The following is a 20,552-nucleotide window of genomic DNA, read 5'->3' on the forward strand; positions in this document are numbered from 1 at the left end:
CGTTGTATGCTGCACTGCCGCATCAGTGCGGTGTCGACCCCAGGATTTCATGCTCTATTCCCTCCACGAGCTCGCCTATCACTCGGCCTCGCCGTTCCGGATCGGGGCCCAGATGGCCCGGCAGTTCTGGAATTCGCCGTTCAACCCGGCGGCCGACACGGCGGTCGGCCGCACCGCCTTCGCCTCGGCCGAGCTGTTCGAGGGGCTGACGCGACGCTACGGCAAGCCGGCCTGGGGCCTGGAGACGGTCACGATCAACGACCACACGGTGCGCACCACCGAACAGGTGGTCTGGTCCTCGCCCTGGGTGCGGCTGGTCCGCTTCGCCCGCCACATCGGTGACCTGAAACGGGCCGGCAAGCCCGCCGCCGCCCCGGCGGTGCTGATCGTCGCCCCGCTGTCCGGCCACTATGCCACCCTGCTGCGCGGCACGCTCGAGGGCTTCCTGCAGGACCACGACGTCTATGTCGCCGACTGGGTCAATGCCCGGCAGGTGCCGATGCTGGAAGGCCGGTTCGACTTTTCCGACTATATCGACCACGTGCGCGACATGCTGGCGGTGATCGGCCCGCGCGCCCATGTCGTCGGTGTCTGCCAGCCGGGCCCGCCGGTGCTGGCCGCCTGTGCCCTGATGGCCGAGGACAATGACCCCAACCGGCCCGCCTCCATGACCTTCATGGGCTCGCCGATCGACGCCCGCCTGTCGCCGACCGAAACCAACCAGCTGGCCGAGGCCAGGCCCTTCGCCTGGTTCAAGTCGAACATGATCCACACCGTGCCCTGGCCCTATCCCGGCTTCGGCCGGCGCGTCTATCCGGGCTTCGTCCAGCTGTTCAGCTTCATGTCGATGAACGAGGAACGCCACATCGACGCCCACCGCCAGTATTTCGAGAACCTGGTCAACGGTGACGGCGACGAGACCACCCGGCACGAGGATTTCTACAATGAATACCTGTCGGTGCTGGACCTGACCGAGGAGTTCTATCTCCAGACCATCGACATCGTCTTCCAGCAGCACCTGCTGCCGCGTGGCTTGCTGGAGCACCGCGGCCGCACCGTCGACCTGACCAAGATCACCGACATCGGCCTGATGACGGTCGAGGGCGAGAAGGACGACATCTCCGGCGTCGGCCAGACCCAGGCGGCGCACGGCCTGACCCCGAACATCGCCGAGGATCGTCGCGTCCTCTATGTTCAACCGGACGTCGGCCACTATGGTGTGTTCAACGGTCGCCGCTTCCGGGACGAGATCTACCCCCGGGTGCGCGACTTCATCACCGCCAACGAGAGCCTCTGTGCTGTACCGGAACGGGCAAAGACTGCCGCTTGACGGCGAGGGCCTGGCCCTCCGCCTGTCGGTCAATCCCCGCGCCCGGCGCATCTCGATCCGCATCGACGCGCGGGCCGGCGAGGCCGTGGCCGTGGCCCCCAGCGAACGCCGCCTCGCCGACGCGGTGGCCTTCGCCCGCACACGGACCGACTGGATCCTCGAGCGGCTGACGGCCCGTCCGGCGGGCCTGCCGCTGGAGCCGGGCAGCACGGTTTCCCTGTCGGGGCAGTCGATGCGGCTGGTGGCCGGCGGCGGGGCCGGGGCCGCGCGCCTGTCGAGCGACGCCGCCGGTCCGGTCATCATCTCCGGCGGCGAGGGGGAGGCCTTCTCGCGCCGCGTCCAGAACCTGCTGAAGCGCGAGGCGCGCCGCGCCCTGGTCGCCCGCACCGACATCCATCTGCGGGCGCTGGGCCAGAAGCCGGTCCAGGTCTCGATCGCCGACGGTCGCTCGCGCTGGGGCTCGTGCAGTCCGCACCGACGCACGATCCGCTATTCCTGGCGGGTGGTCATGGCCCCGCCGGCGGTGCTCGACTATCTGGCCGCCCATGAGGTGGCCCACCTGGTCCACGCCAACCACAGCCCGGCCTACTGGGCCGTGGTGCACGAACTAATTGGCGACCCGTCACCACACCGGCGCTGGCTGCGCGATCACGGGGCCAGCCTGCACGCCGTGGGGCGCTAGCTTCCGGGCCGTTTCGGATACTGCGAGCCCCAGTCGCGCAGGGCCTCCATCACCGTGCGCAGACGCCGACCCTTGTCGGTCAGGCTGTATTCCACCCGCGGCGGCACCACGGCGAAGACCTCGCGGTGCACGATGCCGTCGGTTTCCAGCTCGCGCAGCTGTTTTGTCAGGCTGCGCTGGGTCACCCCGCCCAGACGCCGCGCCAGTCCGTTGAAGCGCAGGGTCCCGTCCAGCAGGTGAAACAGGATCAACCCCTTCCACTTGCCGGAGATTTGCTCCAGCGCCGCCTCGACCGGGCAGCCGTCGCTGCAGTCATAGCGGTCGAAGCGGGCGATGCTCGTGTCGGGGCCGGGACTAGTGGTATCCATTATGTACCTATAGGCAGAAAAGGTGCGTACTTGCACCAATCACCCTGCCCGGACATATGCCTGTGCTGACACGGGCTGTCAAAAGCGCGGCGGTCCCTGAACGAAGGAGTCCTTCCATGGCCAAGACAATCCTGATCACCGGCGCGACCGACGGCATCGGCCTGCAGACGGCGAAGCGACTGGTCGTGGCCGGTCACACTGTCCTGTTGCACGGTCGCAGCGCGGCCAAACTGGCCGCCATACAGGCGACGCTTGCCGCCCTGCCGGGTGCGGGGCCGGTCCAGACCTTCCTCGCCGACCTGTCGCGCCTGGACGAGGTCGAGGCCCTGGCCGACGCGGTGACCGCAGGACACCCGCGACTGGATGTGCTGATCAACAATGCCGGTGTGTTCATGACGCCCGATCCGGTGTCGGCGGACGGCATGGATGTGCGGTTCGTGGTCAACACCCTCGCCCCGTATTCGCTGACGCAACGGCTGCTGCCGCGGTTCGGTCCGGGCGGGCGGATCGTCAACCTGTCCTCGGCGGCCCAGGCCCCGGTCGACATTGCGGCGCTGACCAGCGGGGCGACGCTGGATCCCGGGGCAGCCTATGCTCAGAGCAAACTGGCCCTGACCATGTGGTCGCAACATCTGGCCGGGACCCTGGGCGCGGATGGCCCGGTCGTGGTCGCCGTCAACCCCGGCTCGCTGCTGGCCAGCAAGATGGTGCGCGAGGGCTATGGTATCCCCGGCAAGGATATCGGCATCGGGGCCGACATCCTGGTGCGCGCGGCCCTGGCCGACGAATTCGCCACCGCCTCGGGCCGGTATTTCGACAATGACTCCGGCCGCTTCGCCGACCCGCATCGCGACGCGCGGGACCCGCTCAAGGTCGCGGCCGTCGTGGGCGCGATCGAGACCTGTCTCGCGGTCCCCCGGCCGAATTCCTGATCCCGCGGCGACAACGCCGACCCCGATTCAGACAAGGACATGCCCATGAAAGCCGTCGGTTACAGATCCCCCGGTCCGCTCGACCGCCACGACGCCCTGATCGATTTCGAGATGGCGACCCCGGTCCCGACCGGCCACGACCTTCTGGTCCGGGTCCAGGCCGTCTCGGTCAATCCTGTCGACTACAAGATCCGCATGGGCCGCCCGGCCGAGGGCGACACCCCGGCGGTGCTGGGCTGGGACGCCGTCGGCGAGGTCGTCGCGATCGGTGACCGGGCGTCGGCCTTCAGGCCGGGCGACGTGGTCTGGTACGCGGGTGCGATCAACCGCCCCGGCACCAATGCCGAGTTCCATCTGGTCGACGAACGGATCGTCGGGCGCAAGCCGGCGTCGGTATCGGCCGCCGAGGCCGCCGCCCTGCCGCTGACCAGTCTGACCGCCCACGAGATGCTGTTCGATCGCCTGCGTGTGAGCGAGCCCGTCCCCGGCGCGGCCCCCGCGATCCTGATTATCGGCGGCTCCGGTGGCGTCGGTTCGATCGCCATCCAGCTGCTGCGGGCCCTGACCGACCTGACCGTGATCGCCACCGCCTCGCGGCCCGAAACCCAGGCCTGGGTGCGTGAGCTGGGGGCCCATCATGTGATCGACCACAGCCAGCCCCTGCCGCCGCAGATCGAGGCCCTGGGCATCGGTCAGCCGGGCTTCGTCTTCTCGACCAACCGCACCGATCTCTACATCGAACAGCTGACCGAGCTGATCGCGCCGCAGGGCCGGTTCGGCCTGATCGACGATCCCGAGAGCTTCGACATCATGCCATTCAAGGCCAAGTCGCTGTCTGTCCACTGGGAACTGATGTTCACCCGCTCGCTGTTCAACACCGTCGACATCGGTCGTCAGGGCGAGATTCTGAATGCCGTCGCCGACCTGGTCGATGCCGGCAAGATCCGTTCGACGGTCACCGAGACCCTGGGGACGATCAACGCCGCCAATCTGAAACGGGCCCATGCCGCGCTCGAGACCGGCCGGGCGCGCGGCAAGCTGGTGCTGGAAGGCTTCTGACCCGACCGCGCGTGGTCAACCCTAGAAGAACAGGGGCTCGGCCTTCTTTTCGGGCGGCGGGGTCGGTTCGGGCCGTTGCGCCGGGGGCTCCTCGCGACGCTGCGTCGGCTGGGGGGCGGTCGGTCGCACCACCGGCTGGGCCGGAGCCGGGCGCGCCGGTGTCTCGACCGGCGGCGCGGGCTCATCGCTGACCGGTGGTTCGTCGGCGAACAGGTCGCCGACGGAACTGATCAGGTCCTGCACGGGATTGGTCGCCTGCCAGCCCTCGGGCATCGGCGGACCGTTGGGAATCGCCATCACGTTCAGGCGCGGCAGGGCCGCCTCCATGAAGCTCTTCCAGATGGCGGCCGGGGCCGCGCCGCCGGTGACGCCGCGCATGGCGGAGTTGTCGTCCTTGCCGACCCAGACAGCGGTGACGAAGCCGCCGGTATAACCAACGAACCAGGCGTCCTTGTAGTCGGAGGTCGTGCCGGTCTTGCCGGCGATGTCGCGCCCGGCGATGGCCGCTGAACGGCCGGTCCCGGACGTCACCACGCCGCGCAGCATCTGGTTCATATAGTAGAGGGGCGGATTGTTGATCACCTGCAGGGCCCGGCCCTCGCGGGCGGCGCGCTGATAGATGACCCGGCCGCGCGGTGTACGGATGCGGCTGATGCCATAGGCGGTGGCGCGCTGGCCGCCGTTGGCGAAGGCGTCGAAGGCCTGGGCCATTTCGATCGGCGACACCTCGACGGCACCGAGCGCCATGGCCGGCTCCAGGCCGATGCGGCTGGTGATGCCCAGACGATGGGCGACGCGCGCGACGTTGTCGCGGCCGACCCGGTCGGCCAGGGCCGCGGCGACGGTGTTGGTCGACTGGGCCACGGCCGTGGCCAGGGTCGTCTCGCCGATGAAGTTTCCGGAATAGTTGCGCGGTGACCAGTTGCCGATGCGGACGGGTTCGTCGACGACGCGGGACTCGGGCGTATAGCCGGCCTCAAGCGCCGCCAGATAGACGAACGGCTTGAACGCCGAACCGGCCTGGCGGCGGGCATCGACGGCGCGGTTGAACTGGCTGTCGGCATAGGAGCCGCCACCGATCATGGCCCGGACCCGGCCGTCGCCGTCGAGGGCGACGAGGGCGGCCTGTTCGACGCCGCGTGACGCGTCGCGGTCGAGGATCCGCCGCACGCTGCGTTCGGCCGCGGTCTGCAGGGTCAGGTCGAGGGTGGTCTCGACGATCATGTCCTCGGTCGGCTCGCCGACCAGGCCGCGGATCTGCTTGTCGAGCCAGTCGATGAAATACTGGGCATGCTGGGTCGCCAGGGTGCGCGACACCCGGACCGGTTCCAGCACCGCGGCGGCGCGCTGTTCGGGCGTGATGACCCCGGCGTTCTCCATCTCGTTGAGCACCACGGTGGCGCGGGCGGCGGCGCGTTCGTGCTCCGACACCGGCGAATAGCGTGACGGGGCCTTCAGCAGGCCGGCCAGCAGGGCGGCCTCGCCCACGGTCAGGTCCTTGGAGCCCTTGTCGAAATAGCGCTGCGAGGCGGCCTCGATGCCATAGGCCCCGGCGCCGAAATAGACCCGGTTCAGATAGAGGGCGAGAATTTCCTTCTTGCTGAATTTCAGCTCCAGCCAGACGGCCAGCATCAGTTCCTGGACCTTGCGCTTCAGGTTCTGGTCCGGCGTCAGGAACAGGTTCTTGGCCAGCTGCTGGGTCAGGGTCGAGCCCCCCTGGACCACCCGCCCGGCCCGCATGTTGGCGGCCATGGCCCGCGACATGCCGATCGGGTCGAAGCCCGGATGCATGTAGAAGCGACGATCCTCGATGGCGATGAAGGCGGCCGGGACATAGTCCGGCAGGGCCTCGAGGTCGGCCGGCGGAGCCTGCTGGGTGCCGCGCACCGCGATCAGGGCCCCGTTGCGATCCAGATAGGTGATCGAGGGCTGGCGGTCGATTTCATACAGGGTCGAGGTGTCGGGCAGGTCGCGCGCGAACACCGCGAAGAAGACCAGCAGGAAGATGGCACCCCAGATGGCCAGCACCATGCCCCAGTACAACAGGCGTTGCAGCGGCGTACGCGCCGCGCCGCCACCCTTGCCGGGACCGAGCCCGAACCACCGCCCAGACCCTGGACCCGCCATGAACACCCTCTCGCCAACCGTCGTTCGGTCCTAGACCATTCGACGCAACACGCAAACGCCCCCGCGTCCGTCAACGGACGGTGACGCGGCAATCCGCCGAAACCATGACCTTGTCGGCGATCATTCTAAAATTGCGTTCACTTGCCAGGCGAACCGGGGGCCGCGTTGCCGCCCGGTTCGCCTGGCCGCAAGGGCCCGGGTCCTGCCGGTCGCCTATTGCAGGAAGGCCTCGACCTCGGCGGCGAACCGCTCGGGCTGGTCCAGCATGATGAAATGGCCGCTGTCATCGATCCGCTTCAGGGTCGCGCCGGGCAGGCGGGAGAAGCCCCCCGCATAGATGCTGTCGGTGATCGCCGTCGTCATGCGCGGGTCGTTGAACTTGACGTACAGCACCTCGGTCGGGGCGGTGATGCGCTCCAGTTCCGGGCCCAGGTCGGTGACGATCAGTTCGCGATAGGCGGCGGCGGAAACCTTGCGGTCGGAGGCGAGCCCGTCGGCCAGCGGCCCGGCACGCCGGCTCTCGGTCAGGATCATGCTGCTGATGGTTGACTCGAGCTGGGCGCGGTAGGCGTCCTCCGGGCCGTTGGCCATGGCGGCCTGGATCTGGTCCGCGACCGGGGCCACGGACTCCGGCGTGCCCCCGGGTCCGGCGAACATCGCCCCCATGAAGGGCACCATGTCGACGACCATCAATTTGCCGACCAGGTCCGGATGGCGCGCGGCCAGCATCATGGCGATGGTCCCGCCCATCGAGTGGCCGATCACCGCGGGCCGCTCCAGCCCCTGCTCGCGGATATAGCGGGCCAGGTCCTCGGCGACGGGGGCCGAGACCGGTCCCGCGGCATTGTCCTCGGCCGGGGCCCCGGCGAAGCCCTGGATATGCAGGCGGTGGACCCGGTAGCGACCGCCGAGGGCCTCGACCGTACCGTCCCAGACCTCGGGCGAGGAGCTCAGGCCCGGGATCAGGATCACATCCGGGCCCGCCCCGTCGACGCGCACATGGAATCGACCCGACTCGAAATCGGCATGGTGATGGCCGTGTCCGGCCGGCACGGCGGCGGTGTGGCCGGTGCCGTGGCCCCCTCCGTGAGTTTGGGCCAGGGCGGCGGGCGCTGCCAGCACGAGGCAGGCGGAGGCGAGAAGGACGGTGCGGATCATTACGGTTTCCCTGATTGAGGCCTGATGGTGCCCCATATGCTTTGGTGCGTAAAGTGCTTTGTTGAAATCTGATCTATCCCGCTCTCGGCGACAGCGGTGCAGCTTGATACACAGGGGGTATGAAGACACCAGCCGCCGATCCGGTCCAGCCCCGTGACGCCGCCAAGGCCCCGCCGCCCGCCTTCGGCACCGGCTATGTGCGCGACGCCTGGTATTTTGTCGCCCTGTCGCGGGACGTGGCCCCCGCCGCCCTGGCGCGCCACCTGCTGCTGGGCGAGCCGGTGCTGGTCGGCCGGACCCGTGCCGGCCAGGTCTATGCCCTGCGCGACATCTGCCCGCATCGCGCCGCGCCGCTGTCGGCCGGGACGCTGGTCGAGCATCCGGGCGAGGGCGAGACGATCGAGTGCTGCTACCACGGCTGGCGCTTCCGCCCGGACGGGGTTTGCGCCGCCATCCCCTCGCTGGTCGAGGATCAGCCCTATGAGACCGACCGCATCCGCGTGCGAGCCTATCCGGTGCGCGAGAGCCAGGGGATGGTGTTCGTCTGGATGGCCGCCGATCCGCGCGCCGGGGCCGAACCCGACCACGACCCGCCGCTCTTCCCCGGCGTCGTCGGCGGCGGGGCGAAGCTGGTCGAGTCGATGGATTTCGACGCCCATATCGACCATGCCGTCGTCGGCCTGATGGACCCGGCGCACGGCCCCTATGTGCATCAGCAGTGGTGGTGGCGTTCGACCCGGTCGATGCACGAGAAGGCCAAGGCCTTCGCGCCGCGCGACCAGGGCTTCGCCATGGTGCGCCACGCGCCGTCGTCGAACAGCCGCGCCTATCGTATTCTCGGCGGGGCCCCGGCGACCGAGATCACCTTCCGCCTGCCCGGCTATCGCTGGGAACATATCCAGGTGGGCGCGAAACAGGTGCTGGCCCTGACCTGTCTGACGCCGCTGGACGACAGCCGCACCCGCATCACCCAGATGTTCTGGTCCGACCACTGGGTCTTCGCCCTGGCCCGGCCCTTCCTGCGGCTGGGCGTGCGCGCCTTCCTGCAACAGGACGGCGGCATGGTGAACCTGCAGAACGCGGGCCTGCGCTACGACCCGGCCCTGATCTGGATCGACGACGCCGACAAACAGGCCAAATGGTACCAGCAGCTGAAACGGGAATGGACCCGGAGCCGGGCCGAGGGCCGCCCGTTCGTCAATCCGGTCAAACCGGCCGTCCTGCGCTGGAAGAGCTGACCGGCCGGGGTCGGCCTACTGGCGGATCAGCGCGCCGGCGAGGATCAGGTCCAGCTGTTTGCCGGCCTGGGTCGTCAGCTGTTCCAGGGTCCAGCCGTCATAGGCGGCGCGGCGGAAATTCGACAGGAAGGCGTCCCAGACCAGTTCGCTGACGAGGCGGACATCGGTGTCCTGCTTCAACTCGCCGCCGCCGATGCCGGACTGCAGCACGTCGCTGATGACCATGACCAGGTCCTTGATGGCGACGCGGGTGCGCAGCTCGGCCGCCTGGGGCTGGAACCACGAGCGGGCCACGACCGCCTGCACCAGCGGCAGCTGGTCCAGCGACGCATGGTAGCCGGCGCTCATCGCGCCCAGCAGCCGCTCGCGCAGCGGGGCGTCGGCGACGACGCCGCCTTTCAGGATCTCGGTCATCCGGGCCATGTCCTGACCGAGCACGGCCTCGAACAGTTCGGCCTTGTCCTGGAAATTGGCGAAGACGGCCCCGGTCGACATGCCGGCCCCCTTGGCGATGTCGCGGATGGTGGCCGCGTCATAGCCGCGCTCGGCGAACAGGCTCCGGGCGGCGTCAAGGACCTTCTGCCGCGTGCGCACCTTGGCCGCCTGGCGCCGGTTCAGGCGCGGCTGGGTCGGGTCGGTGGCGGCGGTGGAGGTCTGATCGGGGTTACGCATGAAATGGATGACTCGACTGAAGAGGGGGGCCGTACTCCGGGGAGGGAGGGGCGGGTCGGCAACTGAAACGGACGGTCGGGCGCGGACGCGGGAAATCCCGACTCTGCGACGAGCGGAGGCGGGGCTTTCATCACGGAACGATGACCAAATTGGGGTCTGGAGATTAACGCCCCCTCCCCATCCTGCGGCGTTTTGCCCCGGTTCAGCCGCCCGGACGCAGGGAGCCGGTGCGGGCCGGCGTGCGCAAGCCCCGGACCGGTCGTCGTGCTGCGCCCTCGGGAATGGCCTCCTGGAACAGGGACCGGAATTTGGCCCGCCGTTCGTGGATCGAGGCCAGCACCAGTCCCATGGGCACCCCGAGGTCGACCAGGGTGTTCTCGGCCAGCTGCAGACTGGCCTCGGTCGTCTCCGGCACCGCGTCGGTGACGCCCAGCCGGTACAGGCGCACGGCGTGGCGGTCGTCGCGGGCGCGGGCGACCAGCACCAGGTCCTTGCGCAGGGCGCGGGCCGCGATCACCACCTCGTCGACCTTGCCCGGCGCGTCCATGGTCACCACCAGGGCCCGCATCTCGTCGATGCCGCAGCGGGCCAGCAGGTCCTGGCGGCCGGCGTCGCCGTAGTAGACGTTGAAGCCGTCGCGCCGGCCGGTCGCCACCGTGGCCGGATCGGCATCCACGGCGACGAAGGCCTGGCCGTGCTCGGCCAGCATTTCGCCGACCAGTCGCCCGACCCGGCCGAAGCCGACGATCAGCACCTGTCCCTGGGCCGGCGGGGCCTCCAGCGCCTCGGGCGGCAGCATGGCCGGGGCCATCCGGATCGCCTCCCGCAGGAATTTCTGGCTCAGCATGGCCATCAGCGGCACGGTGAAGATGCTGATCGTCGCCGCCAGCATCAGGGTCTGGGCGAAGGCCGGGTCGACCACCCCCTCGGCCATGCCGGTGCCGAGGATGACGAAGGCGAACTCGCCCGCCGGTCCCAGCACCAGGGCGGTCTCGATCGCCGTGCGCGCGCCCAGACCCCATTTCCGCGCCAGGCCGAAGATGATGCCGGCCTTCAGGACGATCAGGCCGGCGGCCAGGGCGAAGACACCGACCGGATTGGCGGCGATCGCGTCCAGGTCCAGCGAAATGCCGACGCCGACGAAGAACACGCCCAGCAGCAGCCCCTTGAACGGTTCGATCGAGACCTCGATCTCGCGCCGGAACTCGGTCTCGGCCAGCAGCAGGCCGGCGATCAGCGCGCCCAGGCTCATCGACAGGCCCGCGGCCTGGGCCGCGACCCCGGCCCCGACCACGACCAGCAGGCAGGTGGCGATGAACATCTCCTGGCCCTGGCCGCGACCGCGGGCGCGCGCCACCGAACGGAACATCGGCCGCAGCACCAGCCGTCCCAGCAGCACCAGCATGGCCAGGCCGACGGCCGCTGGAATCAGGGTGAACAGGGCCGAGCCCAGCAGGGCCGGACTGAGGTCGCCGCCGCTCTGGCCCAGGGCGGCCAGCACGGTGATCGTGATCAGGATCGGGGCCACCGCCAGGTCCTGGGCCAGCAACACCGAGAAGGTGGCCCGACCCGCCAGGGCCTTGAGCCGGCCGCGCTCGGCCATCACCGGCATGACCACGGCGGTCGAGGACAGGGCCAGGCCCATGCCCAGCACGGCCGCCGACACCAGGGTCTGTCCCATCACCATGAACACGGCCGACAGGGCCACCGTGCAGGCCACGACCTGCGACAGGCCGAAGCCGAACACCAGCCGCCGCATCGCCTTCAGCCGTTCCCATGACAGCTCCAGACCGATCATGAACAGCAGGAAGGAGACGCCCAGCTCGGCGAGCTGACGGATCTGGGTCGGATCGCTGATGGTCAGCCAGGTCAGCCAGCGCGCATCGACGGCCAGACGCCCCAGACCGTCGGGGCCCAGCAGCACCCCGGCCGCGAGAAAGCCCAGCACGGGGCTGATCTTGAACCGGTTGAACAGGGGCACGACCACGCCGGCCGCCGCCAGGAAGACCACCAGATCCTTGTATTCGCCGCCGCCGTGGCCTGGCGTCATGTGTTTGTTCCGTCGTGCGTGTTTCGGGCTCGAACGCTATTGTCGCCCGGAACACCGGTCCGTGGCGAGCGCGACCGGCCCTTTCATGACAAATTTTTTAGACTGCGCATGCCGCGCGCGGCGTAGGGTCGTCGACGACCTGTTCCATTGCGACCCCAAGACAAGGACGTTCCATGAAGAAATTGCTGATCGGTGCCGCTGTCGGTGCCCTGCTCCTGCCCGCCTCCGCCGCCCTGGCCTCCGACGATCACGGCCACGCCTGCGTCGATGAGGCCTGCACGGTCCTGGCCCTGTTCGGCGAGGCCGAAGGGGCCACGGGCTACCAGGGCACGGAAGCGCCCAGCTACGGCACCTGGGGCTTCGGCCTCGACGGACGCGACACCTCGGTCGCCCCGGGCGAGAGCTTCTTCCGCTACGCCAACGGCACGGCCCTCGATGCGCTCGAGATTCCGTCCGACCGCACCCGCTACGGCTCGTTCGACCTGCTGCGCGAACTGTCGGACAACCGCATGAAGGCGATGATCGCCGGCCTGGTGTCGCGCACCGACCTGGTCCCCGGCTCGGACGAGGCCAAGATCGCCGACCTGTACCGCAGCTATATGGACGAGGCCCGGATCGAGGCGCTGGACGCCCAGCCGCTGCAGCCCTACCTCGCGGCCATTCGCGCCGCCGACACCCATGACAAGATCGCCGTCTATATGGGTGCCACCCAGGGGCTTCCGGGCGGCTCCATGTTCGGGACCGGCATCACCATCGACCAGAAACACCCCGATCGGTACGTCACCGCGGTCGGCCAGTCGGGCCTGGGCCTGCCCAATCGCGACTACTATCTGGACGCGCGCTACGCCGACAAACTGGTCCTGTACCGGGCCTATGTCGAACGCATGCTGACGATGATCGGCTGGGACAGTCCGGCCGCCAGTGCCGACGCCATCGTCGCCCTGGAGACGCAGATTGCCGAGGCGCACTGGACCCCGATCGAGAACCGCAATCGCGACCGGACCTACAATGAATACACCCCCGCCTCGCTGATCGCCGACGCGCCCGGCTTCGACTGGGCCGGCTATTTCAGCGCCGCCGGCCTGGGTGGCATCGATCGCATGATCGTGCGTCAGGACACGGCCCTGCCGAAGATCGCCGCCCTCTTCGCCGCGGCCCCGGTCGAGACCCTGCAGGCCTGGCAGGCCTTCCACACGACCGATGATTCCGCCGGTCGCCTGTCGCGCCGGTTCGCCGACGCCGAATGGGAGTTCCGCTCGCGCGACCTGTCGGGCCAGCCCGAGCAGCGCAGCCGCGACAAGCGCGGCATCAGCTTCGCTGAACGCACCCTGGGCGAGGCCGTCGGCCGCCAATATGTGGCCGACTATTTCCCCGCCGCGTCCAAGGCCCAGATGGAGGAGCTGGTTGCCAACCTGCGCGTCGCCCTCAGCCATCGCATCGACAACCTGAGCTGGATGGGTCCGGAAACCCGCGCTGCGGCTCAGGAGAAACTGGCCAAATTCACGGTCAAGATCGGCTATCCGGACAAGTGGCGTGACTATTCGGCCCTGGAGGTCCGGGCCGATGACCTGTTCGGCAATACCGAGCGCGCTGGCACCTTCTACTGGCAGTACCAGCTGAACCGGATGAACGGCCCGGTCGACAAGGAGGAGTGGGGCATGACCCCGCAGACCGTGAACGCCTATTACAACTCGGCCAACAACGAGATCGTCTTCCCGGCCGCCATCCTGCAGCCGCCCTTCTTCGATCCCGATGCCGATCCGGCCGTCAACTACGGCGGCATCGGCGGGGTCATCGGCCACGAGATCGGCCACGGCTTCGACGACCAGGGCTCCAAGTCCGACGGTGACGGCGTGCTGCGCAACTGGTGGACCGACGAGGACAAGGCCAATTTCCAGGCCCTGACCACCCGCCTCGGGGCCCAGTACGACACCTATGAGCCGCTGCCCGGCTATCATGTGCAGGGCGGGCTCACGATGGGCGAGAACATCGGCGACGCCGCCGGCGTGGCCGTCGGTCTCGAGGCCTATCACCTGTCGCTGAACGGCCAGCCGGCCCCGGTGCTGGACGGCACCACCGGCGACCAGCGCTTCTTCTACGGCTGGGCCCAGGTCTGGCAGCAGAAGATCCGTGACGAGGCCCTCAAGCAGCAGGTCGCCACCGACCCGCACAGCCCGGCCGAGTTCCGCGTCATCGGCCCGCTGCGCAACCTCGACGCCTGGTACGACGCCTTCGACGTCGGCCCGGACGCCAAATACTACCTGGCCCCGGCCGACCGGGTCCGCATCTGGTAGGTCCGCTCAGGATCGCAACGAAAGGGGCCGCAGCATCCGCTGCGGCCCTTTTTTTCCGGCTGGCGATGGCCGCGGCACCGGCCGGATCCCGGGCATGAAAAAGCCCGCCGCGGGGGATACATCGCAGCGGGCTTTTCCTCGCTCTTTGACGAGCGGACGTTTCCTCCCCGAAACGCCTCCAAGTGGCTGCTGCGTCGAAACGCTGCGCCTCTCGAGTACGGCAGAATGACGGCAGCCCGGCCGCAAAGTCAATCAGCCACGCGCCACAGGGGCGGAAAACCCTGACTTATCAATGATAACTCACGGCCTTGTGCAGGCCGCTCAGCGGCCGGCGGCGAGGATGCCCCGGACGGTCGCCACCAGGTCGCTGCGCGCCACCACCGACTGGCCCGGACGTGCCGTCTTCCATTCCTCATTGTCGGCCACGCCGGCGGCCAGGGCCCGCCCGGCGTCGAGGTCCTTGATCGTCACCTGGCCGGCCGCGATCTCGTCGCCGCCCAGCATGATGGCGGCCGGCGACCCGCGCCGGTCGGCGTATTTCATCTGCGCCTTCATCCCGGCCCGGCCGAGATACAGTTCGGCGGCGATGCCGGCATTGCGCAGTTCGGCGACGGCCTCGAGATAGTGGGCCATGTCGGCCTCGGCGAAGACGATGACCACGACCGGGCCGCGCACGGCCTCGTCAGCCGCGTGTCCGGCGGCGCGCAGGGCCGCGGCCAGGCGGGACACCCCGAACGAGAAGCCGGTGGCCGGCAGGGACTGGCCGGTGAAACGGGCGACCAGATCGTCATAGCGCCCGCCGCCGCCGATCGCGCCGAAGCGCACGGTGCGGCCCTTGTCGTCGAGGGTCTCGAGCAGCAGATCGGCCTCGAACACGGCCCCGGTGTAGTATTCCAGCCCGCGCACGATGGTCGGATCGAACCGCACCGCGGCCTCGGCGACCTTCATCGCCGCCAGGGCGCGGTCGATCGCCGCCAGCTCACCCAGCGCGGTCTCGCCGATCTCGCCCAGCCCCCCCAGGCGCGACAGGGCGTCCAGGGTCGCGGCCCGGCCGAGGCTGTCGTCCGTGACCGCGCCGAGGAAGCCCTCGAGCGTGGCGATGACCGGCGTCGGCAGGTGGGCCCCCTTGGTATAGTCGCCGGACTCGTCCAGACGGCCCTCGCCCAACAGGGCGGCGACGCCCTCCCAGCCCAGACGGTCGAATTTGTCGATGGCGCGCAGGGCCGTCAGCTTCTGCCCGGCGTCCTCGATGCCTCCGGCGGCGAACAGGCCGTCGAACAGCTTGCGGTTGGAGACGCGGATCACCGCCTGGTCCGGCTTCAGCCCGGCCGCCTGCAGGCCCTCGACCGCCATGGCGATGATCTCGGCGTCGGCCTCGGGCCGGTCCGAGCCCACGGTGTCGGCGTCGCACTGCACGAACTCGCGGAACCGGCCCGGACCCGGCTTCTCGTTGCGCCACACCGGTCCGAAGGCATAGCGGCGGAACGGCTTGGGCAGGGTCTCCCACGACTGGGCCGCGAACCGGGCCAGCGGGGCGGTCAGGTCATAGCGCAGCGCCATCCACTGCTCGTCGTCGTCCTGCACGGCGAAGACGCCTTCGTTCGGACGGTCGGCGTCGGGCAGGAATTTGCCCAGCGCGTCGGCGTATTCGAACGCCCCGGTCTCCAGCGGCTCGAAGCCCCACCGTTCATAGACCGCGGACACCCGGGCCACGAGGCGACGCTCGGCCACCAGATCGGGACCGCGGCGGTCGGCGAATCCCCGCGGGTTGCGGGCTTCGGGGCGGGGGGGCGTGGTGGCGTCGGTCATGGCGCGCGCTTACGCCATCGGCCCCGGCGGGGCAACGCCGCCGATCCGGTCTCAGGTCGCGGACCGCAGGATCGGTATCCACCGGCCATAGCTGAGGCAGCGCCACAGCCACTCCAGCGGTCCCATCCGGAAGCGCGCCAGCCACAGCGGCGACCAGACCAGCTGGGCCAGCCACACGGCCCCGACCACGCCCCACAGGGCGCCGGGGCCCATGGTCCCGTACCACAGCGGCCCCCAGGGCATGTAGAACAGGCTGGTCATGATCAGGGTCTGGGTCAGATAGTTGGTGAAGGCCATCTGTCCCACCGGCACCAGCACGCCGGTCAGGACCTTGAGGCCGAACCGGCTCATCAGGATCAGCAGGCTGGCATAGCCCAGGGTGATCAGGGTCGCGGCTCCGGCGGCGGCCCCGGCCAGACCCGCGACGGGCAGGGTGCCGCCGGTCACCTTGATCCCCTCGGCATAGCCGAGCAGGGCCAGGTTGGCCGCGCCGATCAGCGTCATCAGCACATACAGCCAGGCCGGGGCCCGCCCGCTCAGATAGCCGGACTTGAACAGGCCCAGGCCGATCATCATCAGCGGCACCGAGGCCGGGATCAGAAACAGGCTGAAGCCCTGGGCCAGGACCCAGGCCTGGAGGTTCTGCAGCAGGGCCGGGCCATAGCCGCTGCGCACCTGCTCGACGATCGCCATCACCTCGGCCGGGCTGGCCATCGGGCCCCCGGCGGCGGCCTTGGCGGCGAATTCCGGACCCATGGCGTTCATCACCATCGGGGCCAACAGGGCCCCGCCGACCGCCAGGACGGTCCAGACGGCGGTGACCCCGCCGCCGATCCACAGCAGACGCCGCGCCGACCACGAGCGCATCAGCATCATCAGCAGGCCGCAATAGGCGTAGTGCAGCAGGATATCGCCGTACCAGAAGGCGAGGCCGTGGATCAGGCCGAACAGGCCCAGCCAGAACAGTCGGCGGCGCAGCAGCTGTCCGCGCGCCGCATTGTCGCGTTCCCCGCCGACGAGGAAGATCGACACCCCGAACAGCATGGTGAACAGGGTCCGGAACTTGTCCTGGAAGAAGACGGCGGTGACCCAGTCTCCGGTCACATTGGCCATGCTCATCGCGTATGGCCGGGTCTCCTCAGAGAAGGCGACCGCGAACGGCCAGGCGAAGAACATCGCATTGACCGCCAGGATGCCGAGGATGGCCCAGCCGCGCAGCATGTCGAGATTGAAGATCCGGTCGCCCGGCGCGACCGGGGCCAGCACCGAATCGTGCCGGTCCGTGGCTGTGGTGTCGGCGTCGCTCGTGGTCATGTCTGATCCCCCCGGTTCAGCGGTCAGCATGGCGAACCGCGCCCCCGGGGGCAAGGCATGTCGCGGGCAGGCTCAGAGCGTGTCGTCGTCGCGGGTGTCCATCACCCCCAGCCGGTCACGCACGTGCGGCCGGTGCTCGAAGGCGACAAAGGCCACGCACAGCCCGGCCCACAGCGCATAGCTGATGCCGACCAGAACCGCGACGGGCAGGCCCAGCACGCCATAGATCAGCAGGCTGGTCTCGGTCGCCCCGGCCGCCTGGCTGACGCCCCCGGCCTCGAACCAGCCGTAAACCGACACGCCCAGCGCCAGCAGGCCCTGCAGCGCCGCCGCCAGCAGGCCGCCGTAGAAGAGGAAGCGCCAGACCACCCCGAGCCGGGTACCGGGCCGGCCGCTGGCCCGCCGCTCACGCGCCAGCAGCCACAGGCCGCCGGGCACGGCCAGCAGGCCGATGACCAGCACGATCAGGCGCCAGTCGACGTCGCCGGCCGGCGGCCAGTTCTGCGGCGGCCAGACCAGCAGGGTCAGGATCAGCGGCGGCCAGGCGGCGGCCAGGGCCACGGCCCCGACGATCCGGCCGGGCGACTTGTGCCAGACGACCGGTTCCTGCCCGGGCAGGTCGGCCGGGGTTTCAAAGCGACGCATCACCGCGTCGGCACCGGAACGTCGCCGGCATAATCATAGAAGCCGCGGCCGCTCTTGCGGCCCAGCCAGCCGGCCTCGACATATTTCACCAGCAGCGGGCAGGGCCGGTATTTGCTGTCGGCCAGGCCCTCGTACAGCACGTTCATGATGGCCAGCACCACGTCCAGCCCCATGAAGTCGGCCAGCTCCAGCGGCCCCATCGGATGGTTGGCCCCCAGCTTCAGCGCGGTGTCGATCGAGTCCACGTTCCCGACACCCTCGTACAGGGTGTAGATCGCCTCATTGATCATCGGTACCAGGATGCGGTTGACGATAAAGGCCGGAAAGTCCTCGGCATTGGTGGTGGTCTTGCCCAGGCTCTCGGCGAAGGTCACGGCGGCGGCATAGGTGTCGGCCGAGGTGGCGATGCCACGGATGATCTCCACCAGCTTCATCACCGGGGCCGGCTTCATGAAATGCAGGCCGATGAAGCGGTCGGGCCGGTCGGTGGCCGCGGCCAGCCGGGTGATCGAGATCGACGAGGTGTTGGAGGCCAGCAGGGTATGGGCGGCCAGATGCGGCGTCAGCTCGGCGAACAGGGCCTTCTTGACCGCCTCGTCCTCGACCGCTGCCTCGATCACCAGGTCGGCGGCCCCCGCCTCGGCCAGGCTGCTGGCGGTGCTGATCCGGCCCATGACGGCGTCGGCCTCGGCCTGGGAGGTCAGCGCCCGCTCGACCAGTCGCGCCAGGCTGGCGGCGATCGCGGCCAGGGCCCGGGGCGGGCGGTCGGCGGCGGCGTCGTACAGCCGCACCGCATAGCCGCCCGCGGCGACGGCCTGGGCGATGCCGGCCCCCATCTGTCCGGCCCCGATAATGGCGACTGTGCGGATTGTGGTCATGAATGAGGGGGTCTGTTGGCAAGCGGGAGGGAAGGAGGGCGGCAGCTTAGGAGCCTGTGCCCCCGGCGCAAGTCCGCAGGCGTTGCGGCCTAGCCGAGCGTGGCGATCAGGGGGCCGGCCAAAGTCTGGTAGAACAGGATGCGGCCGAAATTCAGCAGCAGCAGCACCACGATCGGCGTGATGTCCATGCCGCCCAGCGGCGGGATGATGCGGCGGAACGGGGCCAGCAACGGCGAGGTCACGGCGTCGAGGAAGGAGGCCAGCTGGTTCACGAACCGGTTGCGGTGGTTGATCACGTCGAAGGCGAACAGCCAGCTCAGGATGGCGGAGGCGATGATCATCCAGATCAGCAGTGTGACGATCGTACCGACCAGCCAGACAATGGCGGTGCCCATGAACCCTATCTCCCTAAGATGTTCCGGCCTGCTTCTAGCCCGGCGGGCGCAGAACGCCAATGTTTCCCGGCACCACCGGGGGGCCGGTTGACACTGACCGGACCCGCCGCCTATGTCCCGCGCTCGCCTGTCCCGGATCGGGGCCGTAGCTCAGTTGGTAGAGCGCGTCGTTCGCAATGACGAGGTCAGGGGTTCGACTCCCCTCGGCTCCACCAGGCACCGCCCCGGAAACGATCGCGGCGATCCCCCGAACCGACGCCACGCCGTCCCGCACCGGAACGGGTACAAGCTTGACCGCCCCCCGCCGGGGTGGGAAAACCCCGTTATCGGGGCGGCGTCGCCGATCTCTGGCGAACGAAGGGACGAACCATGAAAACGATGATCTGCGCACTGGCTCTGGTAGCCACACTGGCCGTACCGGGCGCGGCCCTGGCCCAGAACGCGGGCCTGAAGGCCAACTACGGCGAGATATCCCTGCGGTCGGGCTTCACCCCCGATCCCTATCGCGTCTCCATCGCGGCCGGGGGCGGGATCGACGCCTATGCCGAAACGCCGCTGCCGGCGGCCTGTGTCGGCAACATCACCAATGCGCCGGACTTCGAGGTCACCTATACGGCCGGCAGCCTGCCGCTGGTGTTCCGCACCGTGTCCTCGCGCGACACCACCCTGATCATCAACGGCCCCGACGGCAGCTGGTCGTGCGATGACGACAGCTTCGGCGACGGCGATGCCGAGGTGCGCTTCAACCGGCCGCAGAGCGGGACCTATGACATCTGGGTCGGCACCTACGGCGGCGGCACGGCCCCGGCGACGCTGCTGATCACCGAGACGCCCTGACTCCGGCCTGACCGGTCCGTAGCCGGCCATCGCCCCGGAGCGCGCTCCGGGGCGATGTCAATTCGGCCTACTGGTCTTCCTCGAAGCGCGCCGACACCAGCTCGCCCAGGGCGGTCACCGCCGCGGCGGCGTCGGGTCCGCTGGCCGCGATCTCGATGGCCGAGCCGATGCCCGCGCCCAGCATCAGCAGCCCCATGATCGACAGGGCGTTGACCGTCACCCCCTCGCGCGTGACCCGGATATCGGCCTCGAAGGTCGAGGCCAGCTTGACGAATTTGGCCGAGGCCCGGGCGTGCAGGCCGCGGGCGTTGCAGATGTCGACGATGGCCTGGGCCCGGGTCGGGTCGGATGCGCTCATTTCTCGCCCGACAGCACCCAGGAGGCGACCGAGATATATTTGCGCCCGGCGTCCTGGGCGTGGGCGACGCAGGCGTCCAGCGGCTCGCGGCCCCGGACACTCGCCAGCTTGATCAGCATCGGCAGGTTCAGCCCGGCGATGACCTCGGCATGGGTCTCGGCCATTACCGATATGGCCAGGTTCGAGGGCGTGCCGCCGAACATGTCGGTCAGCAGGATCACGCCGTCGCCGGCGTCGACCGCCCGGCAGGCATCGACGATGTCGCGGCGCCGCCGCTCCATGTCGTCCTCCGGCCCGATGCAGATGGCCGCGACGCCGCGTTGCGGGCCGACCACATGCTCCATGGCGGAGAGAAATTCAGACGCCAGCCCGCCGTGGGTGACAATCACCAGCCCGATCATGAAGG

19 protein-coding genes and 1 tRNA gene are annotated in these 20,552 nt (G+C 69.3%); 8 read left to right on the forward strand and 12 right to left on the reverse strand.

Annotation, left to right across the window (positions count from 1 at the left end; genetic code table 11):
- Positions 1-49: 49 nt before the first annotated feature.
- The gene (phaZ, locus tag AACZ75_RS09465; RefSeq protein ID WP_339872605.1) at positions 50-1,330 is read left to right on the forward strand and encodes a polyhydroxyalkanoate depolymerase; all 1,281 of its coding nucleotides are present in this window, start codon (positions 50-52) and stop codon (positions 1,328-1,330) included.
- Positions 1,296-2,012 carry a SprT family zinc-dependent metalloprotease gene (locus AACZ75_RS09470; protein ID WP_339872606.1) on the forward strand — a complete coding sequence of 239 codons (717 nt, stop codon included), beginning with the start codon at positions 1,296-1,298 and terminating at the stop codon, positions 2,010-2,012. The genes phaZ and AACZ75_RS09470 overlap by 35 nt, the downstream gene beginning before the upstream one ends.
- Here the strand turns inward: AACZ75_RS09470 and AACZ75_RS09475 are convergent.
- The gene (locus tag AACZ75_RS09475; protein WP_339872607.1) at positions 2,009-2,380 is read right to left on the reverse strand and encodes a helix-turn-helix domain-containing protein; all 372 of its coding nucleotides are present in this window, start codon (positions 2,378-2,380) and stop codon (positions 2,009-2,011) included. The genes AACZ75_RS09470 and AACZ75_RS09475 overlap by 4 nt on opposite strands.
- 116 nt (positions 2,381-2,496) lie before the next feature.
- Between AACZ75_RS09475 and AACZ75_RS09480 the strand changes: the two genes are divergently transcribed.
- Complete coding sequence (locus AACZ75_RS09480) at positions 2,497-3,312, forward strand: SDR family NAD(P)-dependent oxidoreductase (RefSeq protein ID WP_339872608.1); 816 nt, start codon at positions 2,497-2,499, stop codon at positions 3,310-3,312.
- A 45-nt stretch (positions 3,313-3,357) separates the two neighbouring features.
- The gene (locus tag AACZ75_RS09485) at positions 3,358-4,371 is read left to right on the forward strand and encodes a zinc-binding alcohol dehydrogenase family protein (RefSeq protein ID WP_339872609.1); all 1,014 of its coding nucleotides are present in this window, start codon (positions 3,358-3,360) and stop codon (positions 4,369-4,371) included.
- Between the two features lie 21 nt (positions 4,372-4,392).
- Here AACZ75_RS09485 and AACZ75_RS09490 read toward each other — a convergent pair whose 3' ends face one another.
- Together AACZ75_RS09490 and AACZ75_RS09495 are read right to left on the reverse strand one after the other, a co-directional pair.
- Positions 4,393-6,402, reverse strand: coding sequence for a PBP1A family penicillin-binding protein (locus AACZ75_RS09490; RefSeq protein WP_339872645.1), 2,010 nt, complete (start codon positions 6,400-6,402; stop codon positions 4,393-4,395).
- A 309-nt stretch (positions 6,403-6,711) separates the two neighbouring features.
- Positions 6,712-7,656 (reverse strand): alpha/beta hydrolase, encoded by a 945-nt coding sequence (locus AACZ75_RS09495; RefSeq protein WP_339872610.1) that lies wholly within the window; start codon positions 7,654-7,656, stop codon positions 6,712-6,714.
- A gap of 119 nt (positions 7,657-7,775) precedes the next feature.
- Between AACZ75_RS09495 and AACZ75_RS09500 the strand changes: the two genes are divergently transcribed.
- Positions 7,776-8,894 carry an aromatic ring-hydroxylating dioxygenase subunit alpha gene (locus tag AACZ75_RS09500; protein WP_339872611.1) on the forward strand — a complete coding sequence of 373 codons (1,119 nt, stop codon included), beginning with the start codon at positions 7,776-7,778 and terminating at the stop codon, positions 8,892-8,894.
- A 15-nt stretch (positions 8,895-8,909) separates the two neighbouring features.
- On the opposite strand, the gene AACZ75_RS09505 is transcribed toward AACZ75_RS09500, so the two are convergent.
- Both AACZ75_RS09505 and AACZ75_RS09510 read right to left on the reverse strand, forming a co-directional pair.
- The gene (locus AACZ75_RS09505) at positions 8,910-9,566 is read right to left on the reverse strand and encodes a TetR/AcrR family transcriptional regulator (protein ID WP_339872612.1); all 657 of its coding nucleotides are present in this window, start codon (positions 9,564-9,566) and stop codon (positions 8,910-8,912) included.
- Positions 9,567-9,768: 202 nt separating this feature from the next.
- Positions 9,769-11,616 carry a cation:proton antiporter gene (locus AACZ75_RS09510; protein WP_339872613.1) on the reverse strand — a complete coding sequence of 616 codons (1,848 nt, stop codon included), beginning with the start codon at positions 11,614-11,616 and terminating at the stop codon, positions 9,769-9,771.
- Positions 11,617-11,789: 173 nt separating this feature from the next.
- On the opposite strand from AACZ75_RS09510, the gene AACZ75_RS09515 reads away from it, so the two are divergent.
- Positions 11,790-13,910, forward strand: a complete 2,121-nt coding sequence (locus tag AACZ75_RS09515; protein WP_339872614.1) for a M13-type metalloendopeptidase — start codon at positions 11,790-11,792, stop codon at positions 13,908-13,910.
- A gap of 321 nt (positions 13,911-14,231) precedes the next feature.
- On the opposite strand, the gene hisS is transcribed toward AACZ75_RS09515, so the two are convergent.
- The 5 genes from hisS to AACZ75_RS09540 all read right to left on the reverse strand — a co-directional run bounded on the left by hisS (position 14,232) and on the right by AACZ75_RS09540 (position 18,951).
- Positions 14,232-15,719 (reverse strand): histidine--tRNA ligase, encoded by a 1,488-nt coding sequence (gene hisS, locus AACZ75_RS09520; protein ID WP_339872615.1) that lies wholly within the window; start codon positions 15,717-15,719, stop codon positions 14,232-14,234.
- A 51-nt stretch (positions 15,720-15,770) separates the two neighbouring features.
- Positions 15,771-17,033, reverse strand: coding sequence for a DUF418 domain-containing protein (locus AACZ75_RS09525; RefSeq protein ID WP_339872616.1), 1,263 nt, complete (start codon positions 17,031-17,033; stop codon positions 15,771-15,773).
- 72 nt (positions 17,034-17,105) lie between these two features.
- Complete coding sequence (locus AACZ75_RS09530) at positions 17,106-17,678, reverse strand: phthalate transporter (RefSeq protein WP_339872617.1); 573 nt, start codon at positions 17,676-17,678, stop codon at positions 17,106-17,108.
- A complete protein-coding gene (locus AACZ75_RS09535; RefSeq protein ID WP_339872618.1) occupies positions 17,678-18,556 on the reverse strand; it encodes a 3-hydroxybutyryl-CoA dehydrogenase in 879 nt (292 codons plus the stop codon). Before AACZ75_RS09535 ends, AACZ75_RS09530 begins: the two co-directional genes overlap by 1 nt.
- A gap of 89 nt (positions 18,557-18,645) precedes the next feature.
- Positions 18,646-18,951, reverse strand: coding sequence for a YggT family protein (locus AACZ75_RS09540; RefSeq protein WP_339872619.1), 306 nt, complete (start codon positions 18,949-18,951; stop codon positions 18,646-18,648).
- A gap of 139 nt (positions 18,952-19,090) precedes the next feature.
- Here AACZ75_RS09540 and AACZ75_RS09545 point away from each other — a divergent pair.
- Together AACZ75_RS09545 and AACZ75_RS09550 are read left to right on the forward strand one after the other, a co-directional pair.
- A tRNA-Ala gene (locus AACZ75_RS09545) sits at positions 19,091-19,166 on the forward strand.
- 154 nt (positions 19,167-19,320) lie between these two features.
- Positions 19,321-19,788 carry a peptidase S1 gene (locus AACZ75_RS09550; protein WP_339872620.1) on the forward strand — a complete coding sequence of 156 codons (468 nt, stop codon included), beginning with the start codon at positions 19,321-19,323 and terminating at the stop codon, positions 19,786-19,788.
- A gap of 67 nt (positions 19,789-19,855) precedes the next feature.
- Here the strand turns inward: AACZ75_RS09550 and AACZ75_RS09555 are convergent, their stop codons facing one another.
- Positions 19,856-20,146, reverse strand: a complete 291-nt coding sequence (locus tag AACZ75_RS09555) for an HPr family phosphocarrier protein (protein ID WP_339872621.1) — start codon at positions 20,144-20,146, stop codon at positions 19,856-19,858.
- Positions 20,143-20,547 carry a PTS sugar transporter subunit IIA gene (locus tag AACZ75_RS09560; protein WP_339872622.1) on the reverse strand — a complete coding sequence of 135 codons (405 nt, stop codon included), beginning with the start codon at positions 20,545-20,547 and terminating at the stop codon, positions 20,143-20,145. Before AACZ75_RS09560 ends, AACZ75_RS09555 begins: the two co-directional genes overlap by 4 nt.
- Positions 20,548-20,552 lie beyond the last annotated feature (5 nt).

This window comes from uncultured Brevundimonas sp. (assembly GCF_963975535.1).
GTDB lineage: Bacteria > Pseudomonadota > Alphaproteobacteria > Caulobacterales > Caulobacteraceae > Brevundimonas.